Annotated in this window: 12 protein-coding genes; 2 read left to right on the top strand and 10 right to left on the bottom strand. The window is 58.7% G+C overall.

Annotated elements, in window-relative coordinates; all coding sequences use genetic code 11:
- Positions 1 to 93 precede the first annotated feature (93 nt).
- From odhB to sdhC, 6 genes are all read right to left on the bottom strand, one after another.
- Positions 94 to 1,320, bottom strand: a complete 1,227-nt coding sequence (gene odhB / locus NF676_RS08435) for a 2-oxoglutarate dehydrogenase complex dihydrolipoyllysine-residue succinyltransferase (RefSeq protein ID WP_252887521.1) — start codon at positions 1,318 to 1,320, stop codon at positions 94 to 96.
- A 44-nt stretch (positions 1,321 to 1,364) separates the two neighbouring features.
- On the bottom strand, positions 1,365 to 4,196 hold the full coding sequence (locus NF676_RS08430; protein ID WP_041479560.1) for a 2-oxoglutarate dehydrogenase E1 component: 2,832 nt from the start codon (positions 4,194 to 4,196) through the stop codon (positions 1,365 to 1,367).
- Positions 4,197 to 4,447: 251 nt separating this feature from the next.
- Positions 4,448 to 5,152 (bottom strand): succinate dehydrogenase iron-sulfur subunit, encoded by a 705-nt coding sequence (locus NF676_RS08425; RefSeq protein WP_016773675.1) that lies wholly within the window; start codon positions 5,150 to 5,152, stop codon positions 4,448 to 4,450.
- A gap of 11 nt (positions 5,153 to 5,163) precedes the next feature.
- Entirely contained in the window at positions 5,164 to 6,936 is a 1,773-nt protein-coding gene (gene sdhA / locus NF676_RS08420; RefSeq protein ID WP_024012149.1) for a succinate dehydrogenase flavoprotein subunit, read from the bottom strand.
- Positions 6,937 to 6,939: 3 nt separating this feature from the next.
- Positions 6,940 to 7,308, bottom strand: a complete 369-nt coding sequence (sdhD, locus tag NF676_RS08415; RefSeq protein WP_008049683.1) for a succinate dehydrogenase, hydrophobic membrane anchor protein — start codon at positions 7,306 to 7,308, stop codon at positions 6,940 to 6,942.
- Positions 7,302 to 7,676 carry a succinate dehydrogenase, cytochrome b556 subunit gene (gene sdhC, locus NF676_RS08410; protein ID WP_016773673.1) on the bottom strand — a complete coding sequence of 125 codons (375 nt, stop codon included), beginning with the start codon at positions 7,674 to 7,676 and terminating at the stop codon, positions 7,302 to 7,304. The genes sdhD and sdhC overlap by 7 nt, the downstream gene beginning before the upstream one ends.
- Before the next feature lie 363 nt (positions 7,677 to 8,039).
- On the opposite strand from sdhC, the gene gltA reads away from it, so the two are divergent.
- Positions 8,040 to 9,329 carry a citrate synthase gene (gltA, locus tag NF676_RS08405; RefSeq protein WP_003222994.1) on the top strand — a complete coding sequence of 430 codons (1,290 nt, stop codon included), beginning with the start codon at positions 8,040 to 8,042 and terminating at the stop codon, positions 9,327 to 9,329.
- Positions 9,330 to 10,263: 934 nt separating this feature from the next.
- Here gltA and NF676_RS08400 read toward each other — a convergent pair.
- From NF676_RS08400 to NF676_RS08390, 3 genes are all read right to left on the bottom strand, one after another.
- Entirely contained in the window at positions 10,264 to 11,922 is a 1,659-nt protein-coding gene (locus NF676_RS08400; RefSeq protein WP_016771015.1) for a cation acetate symporter, read from the bottom strand.
- Entirely contained in the window at positions 11,919 to 12,230 is a 312-nt protein-coding gene (locus tag NF676_RS08395) for a DUF485 domain-containing protein (RefSeq protein WP_016771016.1), read from the bottom strand. Before NF676_RS08395 ends, NF676_RS08400 begins: the two co-directional genes overlap by 4 nt.
- Positions 12,231 to 12,470: 240 nt before the next feature.
- Complete coding sequence (locus NF676_RS08390) at positions 12,471 to 13,322, bottom strand: glycine betaine ABC transporter substrate-binding protein (RefSeq protein ID WP_056783890.1); 852 nt, start codon at positions 13,320 to 13,322, stop codon at positions 12,471 to 12,473.
- 297 nt (positions 13,323 to 13,619) lie between these two features.
- Between NF676_RS08390 and NF676_RS08385 the strand changes: the two genes are divergently transcribed.
- A complete protein-coding gene (locus NF676_RS08385) occupies positions 13,620 to 15,215 on the top strand; it encodes a glycoside hydrolase family 17 protein (RefSeq protein WP_252887520.1) in 1,596 nt (531 codons plus the stop codon).
- A 120-nt stretch (positions 15,216 to 15,335) separates the two neighbouring features.
- On the opposite strand, the gene NF676_RS08380 is transcribed toward NF676_RS08385, so the two are convergent.
- Complete coding sequence (locus NF676_RS08380; RefSeq protein ID WP_095180744.1) at positions 15,336 to 15,704, bottom strand: hypothetical protein; 369 nt, start codon at positions 15,702 to 15,704, stop codon at positions 15,336 to 15,338.
- Between the last annotated feature and the right edge of the window lie 145 nt (positions 15,705 to 15,849).

The raw sequence follows: 15,849 nt of genomic DNA, 5'->3' as shown, positions 1-15,849 counted from the left end.
TAGCAATAAAGCTACAAGCCGCAAGCTTCAAGCTGCAAGCCCACCCGCTCGCCTTGAGCTTGAGGCTTGTAGCTGAAAGCTTGCAGCTGCTTTTTAGATATCCAGCAACAGACGAGCCGGATCTTCCAGCAGGTTCTTGATGGTCACCAGGAAGGTCACAGCTTCTTTGCCATCGATCAGGCGGTGATCGTAGGACAGAGCCAGGTACATCATCGGACGGATCACGACCTGACCGTTGATGGCCATCGGACGCTGGATGATGTTGTGCATGCCCAGAATCGCTGCCTGCGGCGGGTTGACGATCGGCGTCGACATCATCGAACCGAAGGTACCACCGTTGGTGATGGTGAAGGTACCACCGGTCATCTCGTCCATCGACAGTTTGCCGTCACGGGCTTTCTTGCCAAATGTTGCGATGCCGCCTTCGATTTCAGCCAGGCTCATCAGCTCGGCGTTACGCAGAACCGGTACCACCAGGCCACGGTCGCTGGAAACGGCAACGCCGATGTCCGCATAGCCGTGGTAAACGATGTCGCCGCCGTCGATCGACGCGTTGACAGCCGGGAAGCGTTTCAGTGCTTCGGTGGCCGCTTTCACGAAGAACGACATGAAGCCCAGGCGTACGCCGTTGTGGGACTTCTCGAACAGGTCCTTGTACTTCGAACGCAGCGCCATGACTTCGGTCATGTCGACTTCGTTGAACGTGGTCAGCATCGCCATGTTCGACTGGGCTTCAACCAGACGCTTGGCCACGGTGGCACGTACGCGAGTCATCGGTACGCGCTTCTCGATGCGGTCGCCGGCAGCGAACACAGGCGCAGCAGCCGAAGGAGCAGCAGCCTTGGCAGGCGCGGCAGCCGGAGCGGCTTTCTTGGCAGCAACCGCTGCTACCACGTCTTCCTTGGTCACACGATCGCCCTTGCCGGTGCCGGCAACGGAAGCGATGTTGATGCCGTTTTCTTCAGCCAGCTTGCGCGCGGCAGGAGCGGCGATCGGGTCATCTTCGCCATCGGCAGCAGCCGGTGCGGCAGCGGCAGTAGCAGCCGGAGCAGCAGCGGCGGCAGGAGCGGCAGCAGCAGCGCCGCCCTCTTCGATCGAGCCCAGGACCTGGTTCGACAGAACGGTAGCGCCCTCTTCGGCAACGATTGCGCCCAGCACGCCGTCTGCTTCAGCCAACACTTCGAGCACGACTTTGTCGGTTTCGATGTCGACGATCAGGTCGTCACGCTTGACGGCCTCACCTGGTTTCTTGTGCCAGGTGGCAACGGTGCCATCGGCAACCGATTCCGGGAATGACGGGGCTTTGATTTCGATAGCCATTATCTGTGGGTCCTTAAAATTCGGTTTCAGTCAGCGCGAAGGCGTTAAACAGTGAAAGCATCTTGCAGCAGTTTTTCCTGCTGCTCGGCGTGCATCGATGCGTAACCACAAGCTGGCGCAGCCGAAGCCTCACGGCCCGCGTACTCAAGTACGAGAGTCTTGTCGAGGTTGGCGATGCTGCGACGCAAGTGATGCTGGCTGCAGTACCAGGCACCCTGGTTCATCGGCTCTTCCTGACACCAAACGGCGTGTTTGACGTTGGTGTATGGAGCCAGGACTTCTTTCAAGTCGTCCTCAGGGAACGGATACAGCTGCTCGATACGCACGATGGCGATATCTTCGCGGCCTTCGGCACGGCGTTTTTCCAGCAGGTCGTAGTAGACCTTGCCGCTGCACAGAACCACGCGCTCGACCTTTTTCGGGTCCAGTGCATCGATTTCCGGGATCACGGTCTGGAACGAACCTTCGGCCAGATCTTCCAGCGTCGAGATGGCCAGCTTGTGGCGCAGCAGCGACTTCGGCGTCAGCACGACCAGCGGCTTGCGCAGCGGACGGATCACCTGACGACGCAGCAAGTGGTAGATCTGCGCTGGCGTGGTCGGCATACACACCTGAATGTTGTGCTCGGCGCACAGCTGCAGGTAACGCTCAAGACGAGCCGAGCTGTGCTCAGGGCCTTGGCCTTCGTAACCGTGTGGCAGCAGCATGGTCAGACCGCAGAGACGGCCCCACTTGTGCTCGCCGCTGGTGATGAACTGGTCGATCACGACCTGAGCACCGTTGGCGAAGTCGCCGAACTGGGCTTCCCAGATCACCAGCGCGTTTGGCGTGGTGGTCGAGTAACCGTATTCGAATGCCAGTACCGCTTCTTCCGAGAGGAACGAGTCGTACAGGTCGAAACGTGGCTGACCGTCGTACAGGTTCTGCAGCGGAATGTAGGTGCCCGCGTCTTTCTGGTTGTGCAACACAGCGTGACGGTGCGAGAACGTACCGCGGCCGATGTCCTGACCGGTCATGCGGATCGGGTGACCTTCGAACGCGAGGGTCGCGTACGCCATGGTTTCAGCGTAACCCCAGTTGATCGGCAGGCCGCCGGCTTGCATCTTCTGACGGTCTTCGTAGATCTTCGCGACCTGGCGCTGAACGACGAAGCCTTCCGGAATTTCCAGCAGCTTGGCGGACAGCTCTTGCAGGGTCTTCAGATCGAAACGCGTGTCGTGACGCGCAGTCCAGGCGTGGCCCAGGTACGGACGCCAGTCGACGAACAGCTCTTTGTTCGGCTCTTTGACCAGCGATTTCACTACGTGCAGACCGTTGTCCAGCGCGTTGCGGTATTCGTCGACCTTGGCCTGAACGCGTTCAGCGTCAAGCACACCGGCCTGAGTCAGGCGATCAGCGTACAGCTCACGGGTGGTGCGCTGCTTGGTGATCTGCTGATACATCAGTGGCTGGGTGCCGCTTGGCTCGTCGGCCTCGTTGTGGCCGCGACGACGGTAGCAGACCAGATCGATCACCACGTCACGCTTGAACTGCATGCGGTAGTCGATGGCCAGTTGGGTCACGAACAGCACGGCTTCCGGATCATCGCCATTCACATGGAGGATCGGCGCCTGGATCATCTTGGCGACGTCGGTGGCGTACTCGGTGGAACGCGAGTCCAGCGGGTTGCTGATGGTGAAACCGACCTGGTTGTTGATCACGATGTGCACGGTACCGCCGGTCTTGAAACCGCGGGTCTGCGACATCTGGAAGGTTTCCATGACCACGCCCTGACCGGCAAATGCCGCGTCACCGTGGATGGAGATCGGCAGTACCTTCTCACCGGTCAGGTCGTTGCGACGGTCCTGACGGGCGCGCACCGAACCTTCGACAACCGGGGAAACGATTTCCAGGTGGGACGGGTTGAACGCCATGGCGAGGTGAACTTCACCGCCGGTGGTCATCACGTTGGACGAGAAGCCCTGGTGGTATTTGACGTCACCGGAACCGAGCTCGACCTTCTTCTTGCCTTCGAACTCGTCGAACAGCTCGCGCGGGTTCTTGCCGAAGGTATTGACCAGAACGTTCAGACGGCCACGGTGGGCCATGCCGATGACGACTTCCTTGGTGCCGTACGAGCCGGAACGCTGGATCAGTTCGTCGAGCATCGGAATCAGGCTTTCGCCGCCTTCCAGACCGAAACGCTTGGTGCCCGGGTATTTGGTACCGAGGTATTTTTCCAGGCCTTCACCGGCAGTCACGCGCTCAAGCAGGTGGCTCTTGATGTCGGCGGAGTACGTCGGACGGCCACGCACGCTTTCCAGACGCTGCTGGAACCACTGGCGCTGCTCGGAATCGGTGATGTGCGTGAATTCAGCGCCGATGGTGCGGCAATATGTCTGCTGCAACGCTTCGTGAATTTCGCGTAGGCTCGCTTCCTCTTTGCCGATGAACAGGTCGCCGGCACGGAAGGTCGTATCAAGATCGGCATTGGTCAAGCCGTAATGATTGATCGACAGGTCTGCAGGTGCAGGACGCTGCCACAGCCCCAGCGGGTCAAGCTGGGCTGCCTGGTGGCCACGCATACGGTAGGCCTGGATCAATCGCAGCACTTCAACTTGCTTCTTCTCGTGCTCACTGCTCACGCTGCCGGCGGAAACCGGTTGGGCGCGGCGCTGGTTCTTTGCCAGCAGCACGAAATGATCGCGAATCGTCGAGTGCGAAACATCAGTGGCAGAGTTGCCGTCGGCTGGCAACTTCTGAAAGTAGGTGCGCCACTCTTCTGGCACAGCGTTAGGGTCGTGCAGGTAGAGCTCATAAAGCTCTTCCACATAGGCAGCGTTTCCACCTGAAAGGTAGGCGCTGTTCCACATGCGCTGCATCACGCTTTCTTGCATGCTTGGTCACCCTCGGTTAGGGGAACACCATCGGTGTCGACACCGAGCAAACTTGCAGAAGTCCGAATGCAGCGACTAAAACAAGCCACCTAGGATCACACTGATAGTCCGGGTACCAGCCCGGATGCCCCTGCTTGTCTCATTTCTTCAAAAGAAGAGCTGCAGCTTATGGCTACTGCTCTGGTTATAGCCATGACGCGGGTTGAAGCCCGCGCCACAGCCTCTACGGTGCAACGGTTACAGCAGCTGAATCACACGCCGCTCGAAAGCAGCATGTTACGGATGTGACCGATGGCCTTAGTCGGGTTCAGGCCTTTCGGACATACGTTGACGCAGTTCATGATGCCCCGGCAGCGGAAAACGCTGAACGGGTCGTCAAGTGAAGCCAGACGCTCGCTGGTCTTGGTGTCGCGGCTGTCTGCCAGGAAGCGGTAGGCTTGCAGCAGCGCAGCAGGACCCAGGAACTTGTCCGGGTTCCACCAGAAGGACGGGCAAGAGGTCGAGCAGCAGGCGCACAGGATGCACTCGTACAGACCGTCGAGCTTTTCGCGCTCTTCTGGCGACTGCAGACGCTCGATGGCCGGAGCCGGCGTGTCGTTCTGCAGGTAAGGCTTCACCTTCTCGTATTGCTTGTAGAAGATGCTCATATCGACGACCAGGTCACGGATAACCGGCAAACCTGGCAGCGGACGAACGATCAGCTTGTTGCCTTTTACAACGGCAGACAGCGGCGTGATGCAGGCCAGACCGTTCTTGCCGTTGATGTTCATGCCGTCGGAGCCGCAGACGCCTTCACGGCAGGAGCGACGATAGGAGAAACCTTCGTCCTGCTCTTTGATCAGGGCCAGCACGTCCAGCACCATCAGGTCTTTACCACCGGTATCGACCTGGAAATCCTGCATGAACGGCGCGGCGTCCTGATCAGGGTTGTAGCGATAAACACTGACTTGCAACATGGCGGTCACCCTTAATAAGTCCGGACTTTAGGTTCGAAAGTCGGAACAGTCTTCGGCGAGAAGTTCACGGCACGCTTGGTGACGCGCTTGTCACCCGGGAAGTACAGGGTGTGGCACAGCCAGTTTTCGTCATCACGGTCTTCGAAGTCTTCACGGGCGTGAGCGCCGCGGGACTCTTTACGTACTTCGGCCGCGATGGCGGTAGCTTCAGCCACTTCCAGCAGGTTCTGCAGTTCCAGCGCTTCGATACGTGCAGTGTTGAACGCTTGCGACTTGTCGTTGATCTTCACGTTGGCGATACGCTTGCGCAGATCGGCCAGCTGAGCGATGCCCTTCTGCATGTATTCGCCAGTACGGAATACACCGAAGTAGTTCTGCATGCAGCTTTGCAGCTCGCGACGCAGGGTGGCAACGTCTTCACCGTCGGTACGGTTGTTCAGCGCGTTCAGACGCGACAGTGCAGCTTCGATGTCGGACTCGGTAGCGTCGTCGTATTCGATGCCATCGGTCAACGCCTTTTCCAGGTGCAGGCCGGCAGCGCGACCGAAGACCACCAGGTCGAGCAGCGAGTTGCCGCCCAGACGGTTCGCACCGTGTACCGATACGCAAGCCACTTCGCCTACCGCGAACAGGCCAGGGATGATCTGGTCCTGACCTTCGGCGTTCTGGGTGATCGCCTGGCCATGAATGTTGGTGGCAACGCCGCCCATCATGTAGTGGCAGGTCGGCACAACCGGAACCGGAGCAACGACCGGGTCAACGTGGGCGAAGGTCTTCGACAGTTCGCAGATGCCTGGCAGACGGCTGTGCAGCACTTCCTCGCCCAGGTGGTCGAGTTTGAGCATTACGTGGTCGCCATTCGGACCGCAACCGTTGCCGGCGATGATTTCCTTAACCATCGAACGGGCAACCACGTCACGACCTGCAAGGTCTTTCGCGTTCGGAGCATAACGCTCCATGAAACGCTCACCGTGCTTGTTGATCAGGTAACCACCTTCACCACGGCAACCTTCGGTAACCAGTACACCGGCGCCGGCAATGCCGGTCGGGTGGAACTGCCACATTTCGATGTCTTGTACCGGCACGCCAGCACGCAGAGCCATGCCGACGCCGTCACCGGTGTTGATCAGGGCGTTGGTGGTGGACGCGTAGATACGGCCTGCACCGCCAGTGGCCAGAACGGTGGCCTTGGCACGGATGTAGGAGGTTTCGCCGGTTTCGATGCAGATCGCGATCACACCAACGAATTCGCCTTCCTGGTTTTTCACCAGATCAACAGCGTAGTACTCGTTGAGGAACGTGGTACCGGCTTTCAGGTTGCCCTGATAAAGGGTGTGCAGCAGCGCGTGACCGGTACGGTCGGATGCAGCGCAGGTACGTGCAGCCTGACCGCCCTTGCCGTAATCCTTGGACTGGCCACCGAACGGACGCTGGTAGATGCGGCCTTGCTCGGTACGCGAGAACGGCAGACCCATGTGGTCCAGCTCGAACACGGCAGCCGGGCCTTCCTGACACATGTATTCGATAGCGTCCTGGTCACCGATGTAGTCGGAACCCTTGACGGTATCGTACATGTGCCAGCGCCAGTCATCGTTCGGGTCGGCGGAAGCGATGGCGCACGTGATGCCGCCCTGTGCGGACACAGTGTGCGAACGGGTCGGGAAAACCTTGGTGATCACCGCAGTCTTGTGGCCGCCCTGTGCCAGCTGCAGCGCAGCGCGCATGCCGGCACCGCCACCACCAATAATGATGGCGTCGAAAGAAATCGTTGGAATGTTAGCCATGAATCAGATACCCCAGAGAATCTGCACACCCCAGACGAAGTAAGCGAACATCGCAACGCCGCATACTGCCTGGAAAAGGAAACGTATCGCCGTTGCGGACTTGCCGAACGCCATTGGCGTCAGGTAGTCGGTCGCGATGGTCCACATGCCGACCCAGGCGTGAGCGCCCAGAGCAACAAGGGCCAGCAGGCTGAAAATACGCATTCCGTTGTGAGCGAACAGTTCATGCCACTGGGCATACTCGAGGCCAGGGTTGGCGACGATGTATCCGATCAGAAAGATGAAGTAAGCCGCGAGAACGACCGCAGACACACGCTGTGCCATCCAGTCATAGAGGCCCGAACGCGACAGGTTAGTGACGTTAGTTACCATATCCAGACTCCTGCCAGAACGATTACCACCACGGAAACGGCGATAACGATTTTCGAGCCCAGTTTGCCGCCTTCCAGCGTCTCACCGATGCCCATGTCCATGATCAAGTGGCGCACACCGGCTACCAGGTGATACAGCAGAGCGGACAGGATGCCCCAAATCACTAGCTTGGCTAGCGGACTGGTCAGACACGCTTTCACCTGACCGAAGCCTTCCTCGGAGCTCAGCGACTTGTCCAATGCGTAAAGCATGATGGCAAGGCACACGAAGAGGATGACACCGGAGATACGGTGAAGAATGGACGTGTAAGCAGTGACTGGGAGTTTGATGGTCCTTAGGTCTAGGTTTACAGGTCGTTGGCTTTTCACGGCTTTTTTTTCACACTGAAGAGCCCCTAACAATCAGGGCAAAGTTGTTGGGGAGTGCACTGGTCAGGTAACCACCACCCAGGGATGCGACCCCCAATGAAAGCAAGCCCAAAAGCCCTTGGCGGTCGGTGGCCGAGTATAGACAGTTAGGCTACTAATGACAACGCGTTCACCTACCCCCAATAGCGGATTGCACAAGTTGCATAAAAGGCGTAAATGGCAGGCAATTTCGAGGAAAAAGTCGGCTTAAAGCCTTCTGGAGCAAGACTTTAGGCAAATTGACATTCGAATTTATCTCACTATAGTGGTGCGGGCCCTGCGTGGGGGGTCTGTCTGATGGTTCAAGCATAAATAGGAGGCCACATGGCTGACAAAAAAGCGCAGTTGATCATCGAGGGCGCAGCCCCCGTCGAGCTGCCCATTTTAACCGGCACCGTTGGTCCCGATGTAATCGATGTTCGGGGCCTGACGGCCACGGGCCGCTTCACTTTCGACCCGGGTTTCATGTCGACCGCTTCGTGCGAATCGAAAATTACCTATATCGACGGCGACAACGGCATTTTGTTGCACCGCGGCTACCCGATCGAACAGCTGGCTGAAAAGTCGGACTACCTGGAAACCTGCTACCTGCTGCTCAACGGCGAATTGCCGACCGCAGAACAGAAGGCCCAGTTCGTCAGCACCGTGAAGAACCACACCATGGTTCACGAGCAGCTGAAAACCTTCTTCAACGGTTTCCGTCGCGACGCCCACCCGATGGCCGTCATGTGCGGTGTAGTCGGCGCCCTCTCGGCCTTCTACCACGACTCCCTGGACATCAATAACCCGCAGCATCGCGAAATTTCCGCGATCCGTCTGGTTGCGAAGATGCCGACCCTGGCAGCGATGGTTTACAAGTACTCCATGGGCCAACCCATGATGTACCCGCGCAACGATCTGACTTACGCGGAAAACTTCCTGCACATGATGTTCAACACCCCGTGCGAGATCAAACCGATCAGCCCGGTACTCGCCAAGGCCATGGACCGGATCTTCATCCTCCACGCCGACCACGAGCAGAACGCTTCGACCTCCACCGTGCGTCTGGCCGGCTCTTCGGGTGCCAACCCGTTCGCCTGCATCGCCGCCGGTATCGCCGCACTGTGGGGTCCTGCCCACGGCGGTGCGAACGAAGCCGTGCTGACCATGCTCGACGAGATTGGCGATGTGTCGAACATCGACAAGTTCATCGCCAAAGCCAAGGACAAGAACGATCCGTTCAAGTTGATGGGCTTCGGTCACCGCGTCTACAAGAACCGCGACCCTCGCGCGACTGTCATGAAGCAGACCTGCGACGAAGTGCTGAAGGAACTGGGCATCAACAACGATCCGCAACTCGAACTGGCCATGCGCCTGGAAGAGATCGCGTTGACCGACCCGTACTTCATCGAGCGCTCGCTGTACCCGAACGTCGACTTCTACTCGGGGATCATCCTCAAGGCGATCGGCATTCCAACCAGCATGTTCACGGTGATTTTCGCCCTGGCGCGTACTGTGGGCTGGATTTCGCACTGGAAAGAAATGCTTTCGAGCCCGTACAAGATTGGCCGTCCGCGCCAGCTGTACACCGGTTACGAGTCGCGTGACATTACCAAGCTGGAAGATCGCAAATAAGGTTTTTTCTTTTTTGTGATGGTTTAGTGGTGTGTCAGGAACGGCCTCTTATATAGAGGCCGTTTTTGTTTGTGGTTTCAGCGGCCTTCGGGCCGACTGGTTCTTGGATTTTGGGGGCATATCCGTTGCTGCGGGTGCTGCCGCTGGCGGTTTCGCTCTTACAGCGAGTCACCTTTTCCAAACGCCGAAAAGGTAACCCAAAAGGCTTTGCCCCGGCGTACGGCCCGCTCGCTAGGGCTCGGGGTACCTTCGTTACGGGACCGATCCGGTAACGAAGCCTGCCGAAAGGGCAAAAGATCAAAAGCAAAGGCCAAAGCCAGATCAAGAGCCCCTCACCCTAGCCCTCTCCCAGAGGGAGAGGGGACTGACCGAGGTGTTCAGGCGAAACACGCCGACTTGCGATACCGAGTCGAATGCAGGTTTTGAACACCACACAAATCGGCTCCCTCTCCCTCGGGAGAGGGCTGGGGTGAGGGGCGAATCCACCGAAAATCTCAAGCCATGCGACGCTTCTAACCACTCAACAATGAGCGTTAGCTCGAGTGCTTTTGATCTTGATCCACGGGCGACGTCGGAAGGCTGAGTGGAGGGATTGATCCGGGCGTGGGAGCGCAGCGACCGTCTGGCGCAGCCAGACACAGCGGAAGGAGGTGCAGCGAAGCAAACCGGAGCCGCTGCGCCAGGATCAGTCCCGGAGCGAAGGAACCCCGAGCCCCAGCGAGCGGGCCGAACGTAGGAGCTAGCGTTTTTTGCTTACTTTTTTAGGCGCTTGTAAAAAAGTAAGTCGCCGTAAGGGCGAAACCGCCAGCCGCAGCACTGCAAAAAACGGATATACACACCAAACCAACCAATAACCACCCACAAAAAAAACGCCCCAATCTCTCAATCAGGGCGTTTTCTTGAAGCTTGAAGTTTGCAGCTTACAACTGATCTCTTAGTGCGAAACCGCCCCACTCGCCCCCAACCCGGTCTGCGAACGCACAAACTGCGGGAAGAACAGCGCCCGCTCGTTATCCGCAGCCGCCGACTTGTCGGTAATCGAGAAGAACCAGATCCCGATGAACGCAATCATCATCGAGAACAGCGCCGGATATTCGTAAGGGAAGATCGCCTTCTCGTGATGCAGAATCTGCACCCAGATGGTTGGGCCGAGGATCATCAGACCAACAGCACTGACCAGACCCAGCCAGCCACCAATCATCGCGCCGCGAGTGGTCAGCTTCTTCCAGTACATCGAAAGCAGCAGCACAGGGAAGTTGCAGCTCGCCGCGATGGAGAACGCCAGGCCGACCATGAACGCAATATTCTGGCTTTCGAACAGAATGCCCAGACCAATCGCCAGCACCGCCAGGGCGATGGTGGTGATCTTCGACACGCGAATCTCATCTTTCTCGTTGGCCTTGCCCTTCTTGATCACACTGGCGTACAGGTCGTGAGAAACCGCCGAAGCACCCGCCAGCGTCAGACCGGCTACCACAGCCAGAATGGTTGCAAACGCCACTGCCGAGATGAAGCCAAGGAAGATGCTGCCGCCCACCGCGTTGGCCAGGTGCACCGCCGCCATGTTGTTGCCGCCGAGCAAAGCGCCCGCTGCATCTTTGAAGGCCGGGTTGGTGCTGACCAGCAGGATCGCGCCGAAGCCGATGATGAAGGTCAGGATGTAGAAGTAGCCAATGAAACCGGTAGCGTACAGCACGCTCTTGCGCGCTTCTTTTGCGTCACTCACGGTGAAGAAGCGCATCAGAATGTGCGGCAGGCCAGCGGTGCCGAACATCAGCGCCAGACCCAGCGAGAATGCCGAGATCGGATCCTTCACCAGACCGCCGGGGCTCATGATCGCTTCGCCCTTGGCGTGAACCTTGATCGCTTCGGAGAACAGCGTATTGAAGTCGAAGCCCACGTGCTTCATCACCATCAGCGCCATGAACGAGGCACCGGACAGCAGCAGCACTGCCTTGATGATCTGCACCCAAGTGGTCGCGAGCATGCCGCCGAACAGCACGTACATGCACATCAGCACGCCGACCAGGATCACCGCAACGTGGTAATCGAGGCCGAACAGCAGCTGGATCAGCTTGCCGGCACCGACCATTTGCGCGATCAGGTAGAACGCCACCACCACCAGCGAGCCGCAGGCGGACAGGGTGCGGATCTGGGTTTGCCCGAGGCGGTACGACGCCACGTCGGCAAAGGTGTATTTACCCAGGTTGCGCAGGCGTTCGGCGATCAGGAACAGAATGATCGGCCAGCCCACCAGGAAGCCGATCGAGTAGATCAGGCCGTCATAACCGGAGGTGAACACCAGCGCGGAAATCCCCAGGAAAGACGCCGCCGACATGTAGTCGCCGGCAATCGCCAGGCCGTTCTGGAAACCGGTGATCTTGCCGCCCGCCGCATAGTAGTCGGCGGCCGAGTTGTTTTTCTTTGAAGCCCAGTAGGTGATGTATAAAGTCGCGCCGACGAAGGCCACGAACATCAGGATCGCCGGGATGTTCAGCGGCTGTTTGGCCACCTCCCCCGTCAATGCGTCAGCCGCCCAGACACTCGGCGCGAAAGCCGCAACACTCAATAAAGCCAGTAGACGCCGGATCATTGCTGAGCCTCCTTGAGAATCGCATTGTTCAGGTCGTCGAACTCGCCATTGGCGCGGCGCACGTAGATGCCGGTCAGGACGAAGGCTGAAATGATCAGACCGACACCGATCGGGATGCCCCAGGTGATCGAGGATTCAGGACTGAGTTTCGCCCCGAGCACGTGCGGCCCGTATGCGATCAGCAGGATGAATGCGGAGTAGAGCCCAAGCATGATTGCCGAGAGAATCCAGGCGAATCGTTCCCGTTTCTGAACCAGCTCCTTGAATCGGGGACTGTTTTGAATCGAGAGGTAAATGCTGTCGTTCATTGTTTTTATCCTCGCAGCACAAATTATTGTTGGAACGTAGCTAATGTATGCGGCTGCGAGAGAGGTTCCAGACGACCTTAGTAGTAGATGGCCATGATGTTTTAGCCATTTTCCGGTACACAGAAAAAAACTGTGGGAGCGAGCCTGCTCGCGAAGGCGTCGTATCAGTCGATATTGCATCAACTGACAGATTGCATTCGCGAGCAGGCTCGCTCCCACAGGGGTGTGGCGGTGTTTAAATTATTTGGTCCAGTCAGCTACACGATCCGGGTGTTTGGCCACCCAGTCCTTGGCCGCTGCATCAGGCTTGGCACCGTCCTGAATCGCCAGCATGACCTCGCCGATTTCGTCTTTCGAGGCCCACTGGAAGTTTTTCAGGAACTTGGCCACTTCCGGCGCCTTGGCGTCCAGGCCTTTGCTGCCGATGCTGTTCACGGTTTCAGCCTGGCCATACACGCCTTTCGGGTCGTCGAGGAAGCGCAGTTTCCACTTGGCGAACATCCAGTGCGGCACCCAACCGGTGACGGCGATGGATTCGTTCTTCTTCTCGGCGCGGGTCAGCTCGGCAATCATGCCGGCGCCGGAACTGGCCTTGAGGCTGTATTTGTCCAGGCCGTAATCCTTGATCGCCTGATCGGTCTTGAGCATTACGCCTGAACCGGCGTCGATGCCAACAATGCGGTTTTTGAAGGTATCGTCGGTTTTCAGGTCTTCGATCGATTTGGCTTTGACGTACTCCGGCACGATCAGGCCGATCTTCGCGTCCTTGAAGTTCGGGCCGTAATCGACGACCTGATCCTTGTTTTTCGTCCAATAGTCACCGTGGGTCACGGGTAGCCAGGCCGAGAGCATCGCATCGAGTTTGCCGGTGGCCACGCCCTGCCACATGATCCCGGTGGCGACGGCTTGCAGCTTCACGTCATAACCGAGCTTCTGTTTGATCACTTCGGCCGCCACGTGGGTGGTCGCGACGCTGTCGGACCAGCCGTCAACGTAACCGATGTTCAGGGTCTGTTTTTCAGCGTTGGCGAAAGTGGAACTCATCGCAAGCACCAAAGCGGCACCTGCGCCTAAAAGTCGTCGCATCTTCATCGTTTACTTCCCCGAAATGCTGCGCCCGACGGATGCCGGGCATCGTCAACGTATTGTTATGGTGCACAGCGCCCCCATCACGCCGGACCTCACACACCGAACATCAGCCGATTTTTCAAAAAGGGTACTGATGGTTTGATCATCAACCTCAAGCGGCCGGCGACCTGCTCTGTCAGCGACCTCAAGGCAGCGAGAAACGACATCAGAAAGCCATTAATCAAGCGAGATTAATTGACGCCAGACAATCCGCCCGAACTTTGCATGTACATCGCCTGCGAGCCACCAGCCCTTCTATAAATGCAGGTAACATGCGTCGCTTTGCAGCCACTCGGCCTGACCATGTCCGCAACGTACCGATTTCCTTTTCTGCCTTATCTGTTCGCCTGCCTGCTCGGGCTCCTGGCCCTGGGCAGTTTCTGGTATGGCCTCGGCCAACCGGTGATCCTGCCGGACGCCGCGACGCCGACGCACAAGTTGCAATGCGCCTCCTACACACCGTTCGACAAAGACCAATCGCCGTTCGACGTGCCGTTCAAATTGCGCCCCGAGCGCATGGATGCCGACCTCGCGCTGCTGGCGACGCGCTTTGAATGCATCCGCACCTACTCGATGACCGGCCTCGACGCCCTGCCCGATCTGGCGCGCAAACACGGTCTGAAGTTGATGATCGGCGCCTGGGTCAACAGCAACCCGGTCGACACCGAGCAGGAAGTCGAGCTGCTGATCAAATCGGCCAATGCCAACCCCGACGTGGTCACAGCCGTAATCGTCGGCAACGAGGCACTGTTGCGCAAAGAAGTCACCGGCGCGCAACTGGCCCGGCTGATCAACAAGGTAAAAAGCCAGGTCAAGCAACCGGTGACTTACGCCGATGTTTGGGAATTCTGGCTCAAGCACCCGGAAGTCGCCCCGGCCGTGGATTTTCTGACCATCCACTTGCTGCCGTACTGGGAAGACGATCCGTCGAATATCGACGTGGCGCTGCGGCATGTGGCGGATGTGCGTCAGGTGTTCGGCAACAAGTTCGCGCCCAAGGACGTGATGATCGGCGAAACCGGTTGGCCCAGCGAAGGCCGCCAGCGCGAAACCGCCGTGCCGAGCCGGGTCAATGAGGCGAAATTCATTCGTGGATTCGTGGCGATGGCCGAGCAGGAAGGCTGGCGCTACAACCTGATCGAAGCCTTTGATCAACCGTGGAAGCGCGGCAGTGAAGGCGCGGTCGGCGGCTACTGGGGGCTGTTCGATGCGGATCGGCAGGACAAAGGCGTGCTCGCCGGACCGGTGAGCAATGTGCCGTACTGGAAAGAATGGCTGGCAGTCGGTGCTTTGATTTTCCTCGGCACGCTGATCCTTGGTGGACGCGTGCGCACCACTCGTTCGGCGTTGCTGCTACCGCTGCTGGGCGCGGTCGCAGCGTGCTCGATTGGCGCCTGGGGCGATCTGGCTCGATTGACCACACGGTTTGCCGGTGAATGGCTGTGGGTCGGCTTGCTGACCGGGTTGAATCTGTTGGTGCTCGCGCATGCCGCGCTGACGTTGAGCGCACGCAGCGGTTGGCGCGCGCGAGCATTCGATTTGCTCGAGCGTCGCGCCGGCTGGCTGGTCGCGGTGGCCGGTTTTGCCGCGGCGGTGATGATGCTGGAAATGGTCTTCGACCCGCGCTATCGCAGTTTCGCCAGCATGGCGTTCGTCCTCCCGGCGCTGGTCTACCTGTGCCGCCCGGTAAGCGTGCCGCGTCGGGAGGTTGCTCTGCTGACCTTTATCGTTGGCGCGGGGATTGCACCGCAGTTGTATCAGGAAGGGATGCTGAATCAGCAGGCGTGGGGCTGGGCGCTGGTCAGTGGATTGATGGTGGTGGCGTTGTGGCGCTGTCTGCGGGTTCGCAAGGCCTGATTTCAGCGCTTTCGAAATCGCCATCGCTGGCAAGCCAGCTCCCACAGGATTTCTGCTGCACACAAATGTTGTGTTCACCTCAATCCCTGTGGGAGCGGGCTTGCCCGCGATGACTGACTGTCAGGCGCTGCGGGACTCGCGGACCAGGCGCAATCCGGCAATCACCACCGCAAATACCGCTAATGTGGTGTTGTACAACGCCAGCGCCGGCAGGCCGAACACCAGCGCCAGCACCCCCAGCCACCACCCTGTCCGTCCCGGCAATACAAACGCCAATACCGCCGCGCCCACCGCCGCCCAGCCCAGCACCTTGAAATGAATCATCAGCCCGAGGTTCGACCGCACCACGCATTCCCAACGGCCGGTCTCGTCGACACAGATGCCCACCCACTGCCCGTCTTCCATGAAGCCATAGCGCGCGGCATAACTGCCGGCCAGCCACAGCGGCAACAAAACGAGCAGCACAATAACGGGCAAGCGGCGGGACATGGAGCACTCCAATCTGCGGAAATCGGCGGCCAGCTTAATCTGCCGACCGGCATTCGCAAGCACTAACAACTGTTAACTGTTCAGCGAGCCCTTGCAACGTGTATCGTCCAGCTACTATTACCCCGAATTCCGCCTGTTTGGTGCC

The sequence above is a fragment of the Pseudomonas siliginis genome, from assembly GCF_024072275.1.
Taxonomy (GTDB): domain Bacteria; phylum Pseudomonadota; class Gammaproteobacteria; order Pseudomonadales; family Pseudomonadaceae; genus Aquipseudomonas; species Aquipseudomonas siliginis.
Note: the sequence above shows the minus strand (reverse complement) of the source record. Positions and strands in the feature narration are given on the sequence as shown.

Bases quoted from the DNA above. Each gene is read 5' to 3' on its own strand.
- NF676_RS08425 (WP_016773675.1), bottom strand. From the start codon at position 5,152: ATGTTGCAAGTCAGTGTTTATCGCTACAACCCTGATCAGGACGCCGCG.
- odhB (WP_252887521.1), bottom strand. From the start codon at position 1,320: ATGGCTATCGAAATCAAAGCCCCGTCATTCCCGGAATCGGTTGCCGAT.
- NF676_RS08430 (WP_041479560.1), bottom strand. From the start codon at position 4,196: ATGCAAGAAAGCGTGATGCAGCGCATGTGGAACAGCGCCTACCTTTCA.
- gltA (WP_003222994.1), top strand. From the start codon at position 8,040: ATGGCTGACAAAAAAGCGCAGTTGATCATCGAGGGCGCAGCCCCCGTC.
- NF676_RS08400 (WP_016771015.1), bottom strand. From the start codon at position 11,922: ATGATCCGGCGTCTACTGGCTTTATTGAGTGTTGCGGCTTTCGCGCCG.
- NF676_RS08380 (WP_095180744.1), bottom strand. From the start codon at position 15,704: ATGTCCCGCCGCTTGCCCGTTATTGTGCTGCTCGTTTTGTTGCCGCTG.
- NF676_RS08395 (WP_016771016.1), bottom strand. From the start codon at position 12,230: ATGAACGACAGCATTTACCTCTCGATTCAAAACAGTCCCCGATTCAAG.
- NF676_RS08385 (WP_252887520.1), top strand. From the start codon at position 13,620: ATGCAGGTAACATGCGTCGCTTTGCAGCCACTCGGCCTGACCATGTCC.
- NF676_RS08390 (WP_056783890.1), bottom strand. From the start codon at position 13,322: ATGAAGATGCGACGACTTTTAGGCGCAGGTGCCGCTTTGGTGCTTGCG.
- sdhD (WP_008049683.1), bottom strand. From the start codon at position 7,308: ATGGTAACTAACGTCACTAACCTGTCGCGTTCGGGCCTCTATGACTGG.
- sdhA (WP_024012149.1), bottom strand. From the start codon at position 6,936: ATGGCTAACATTCCAACGATTTCTTTCGACGCCATCATTATTGGTGGT.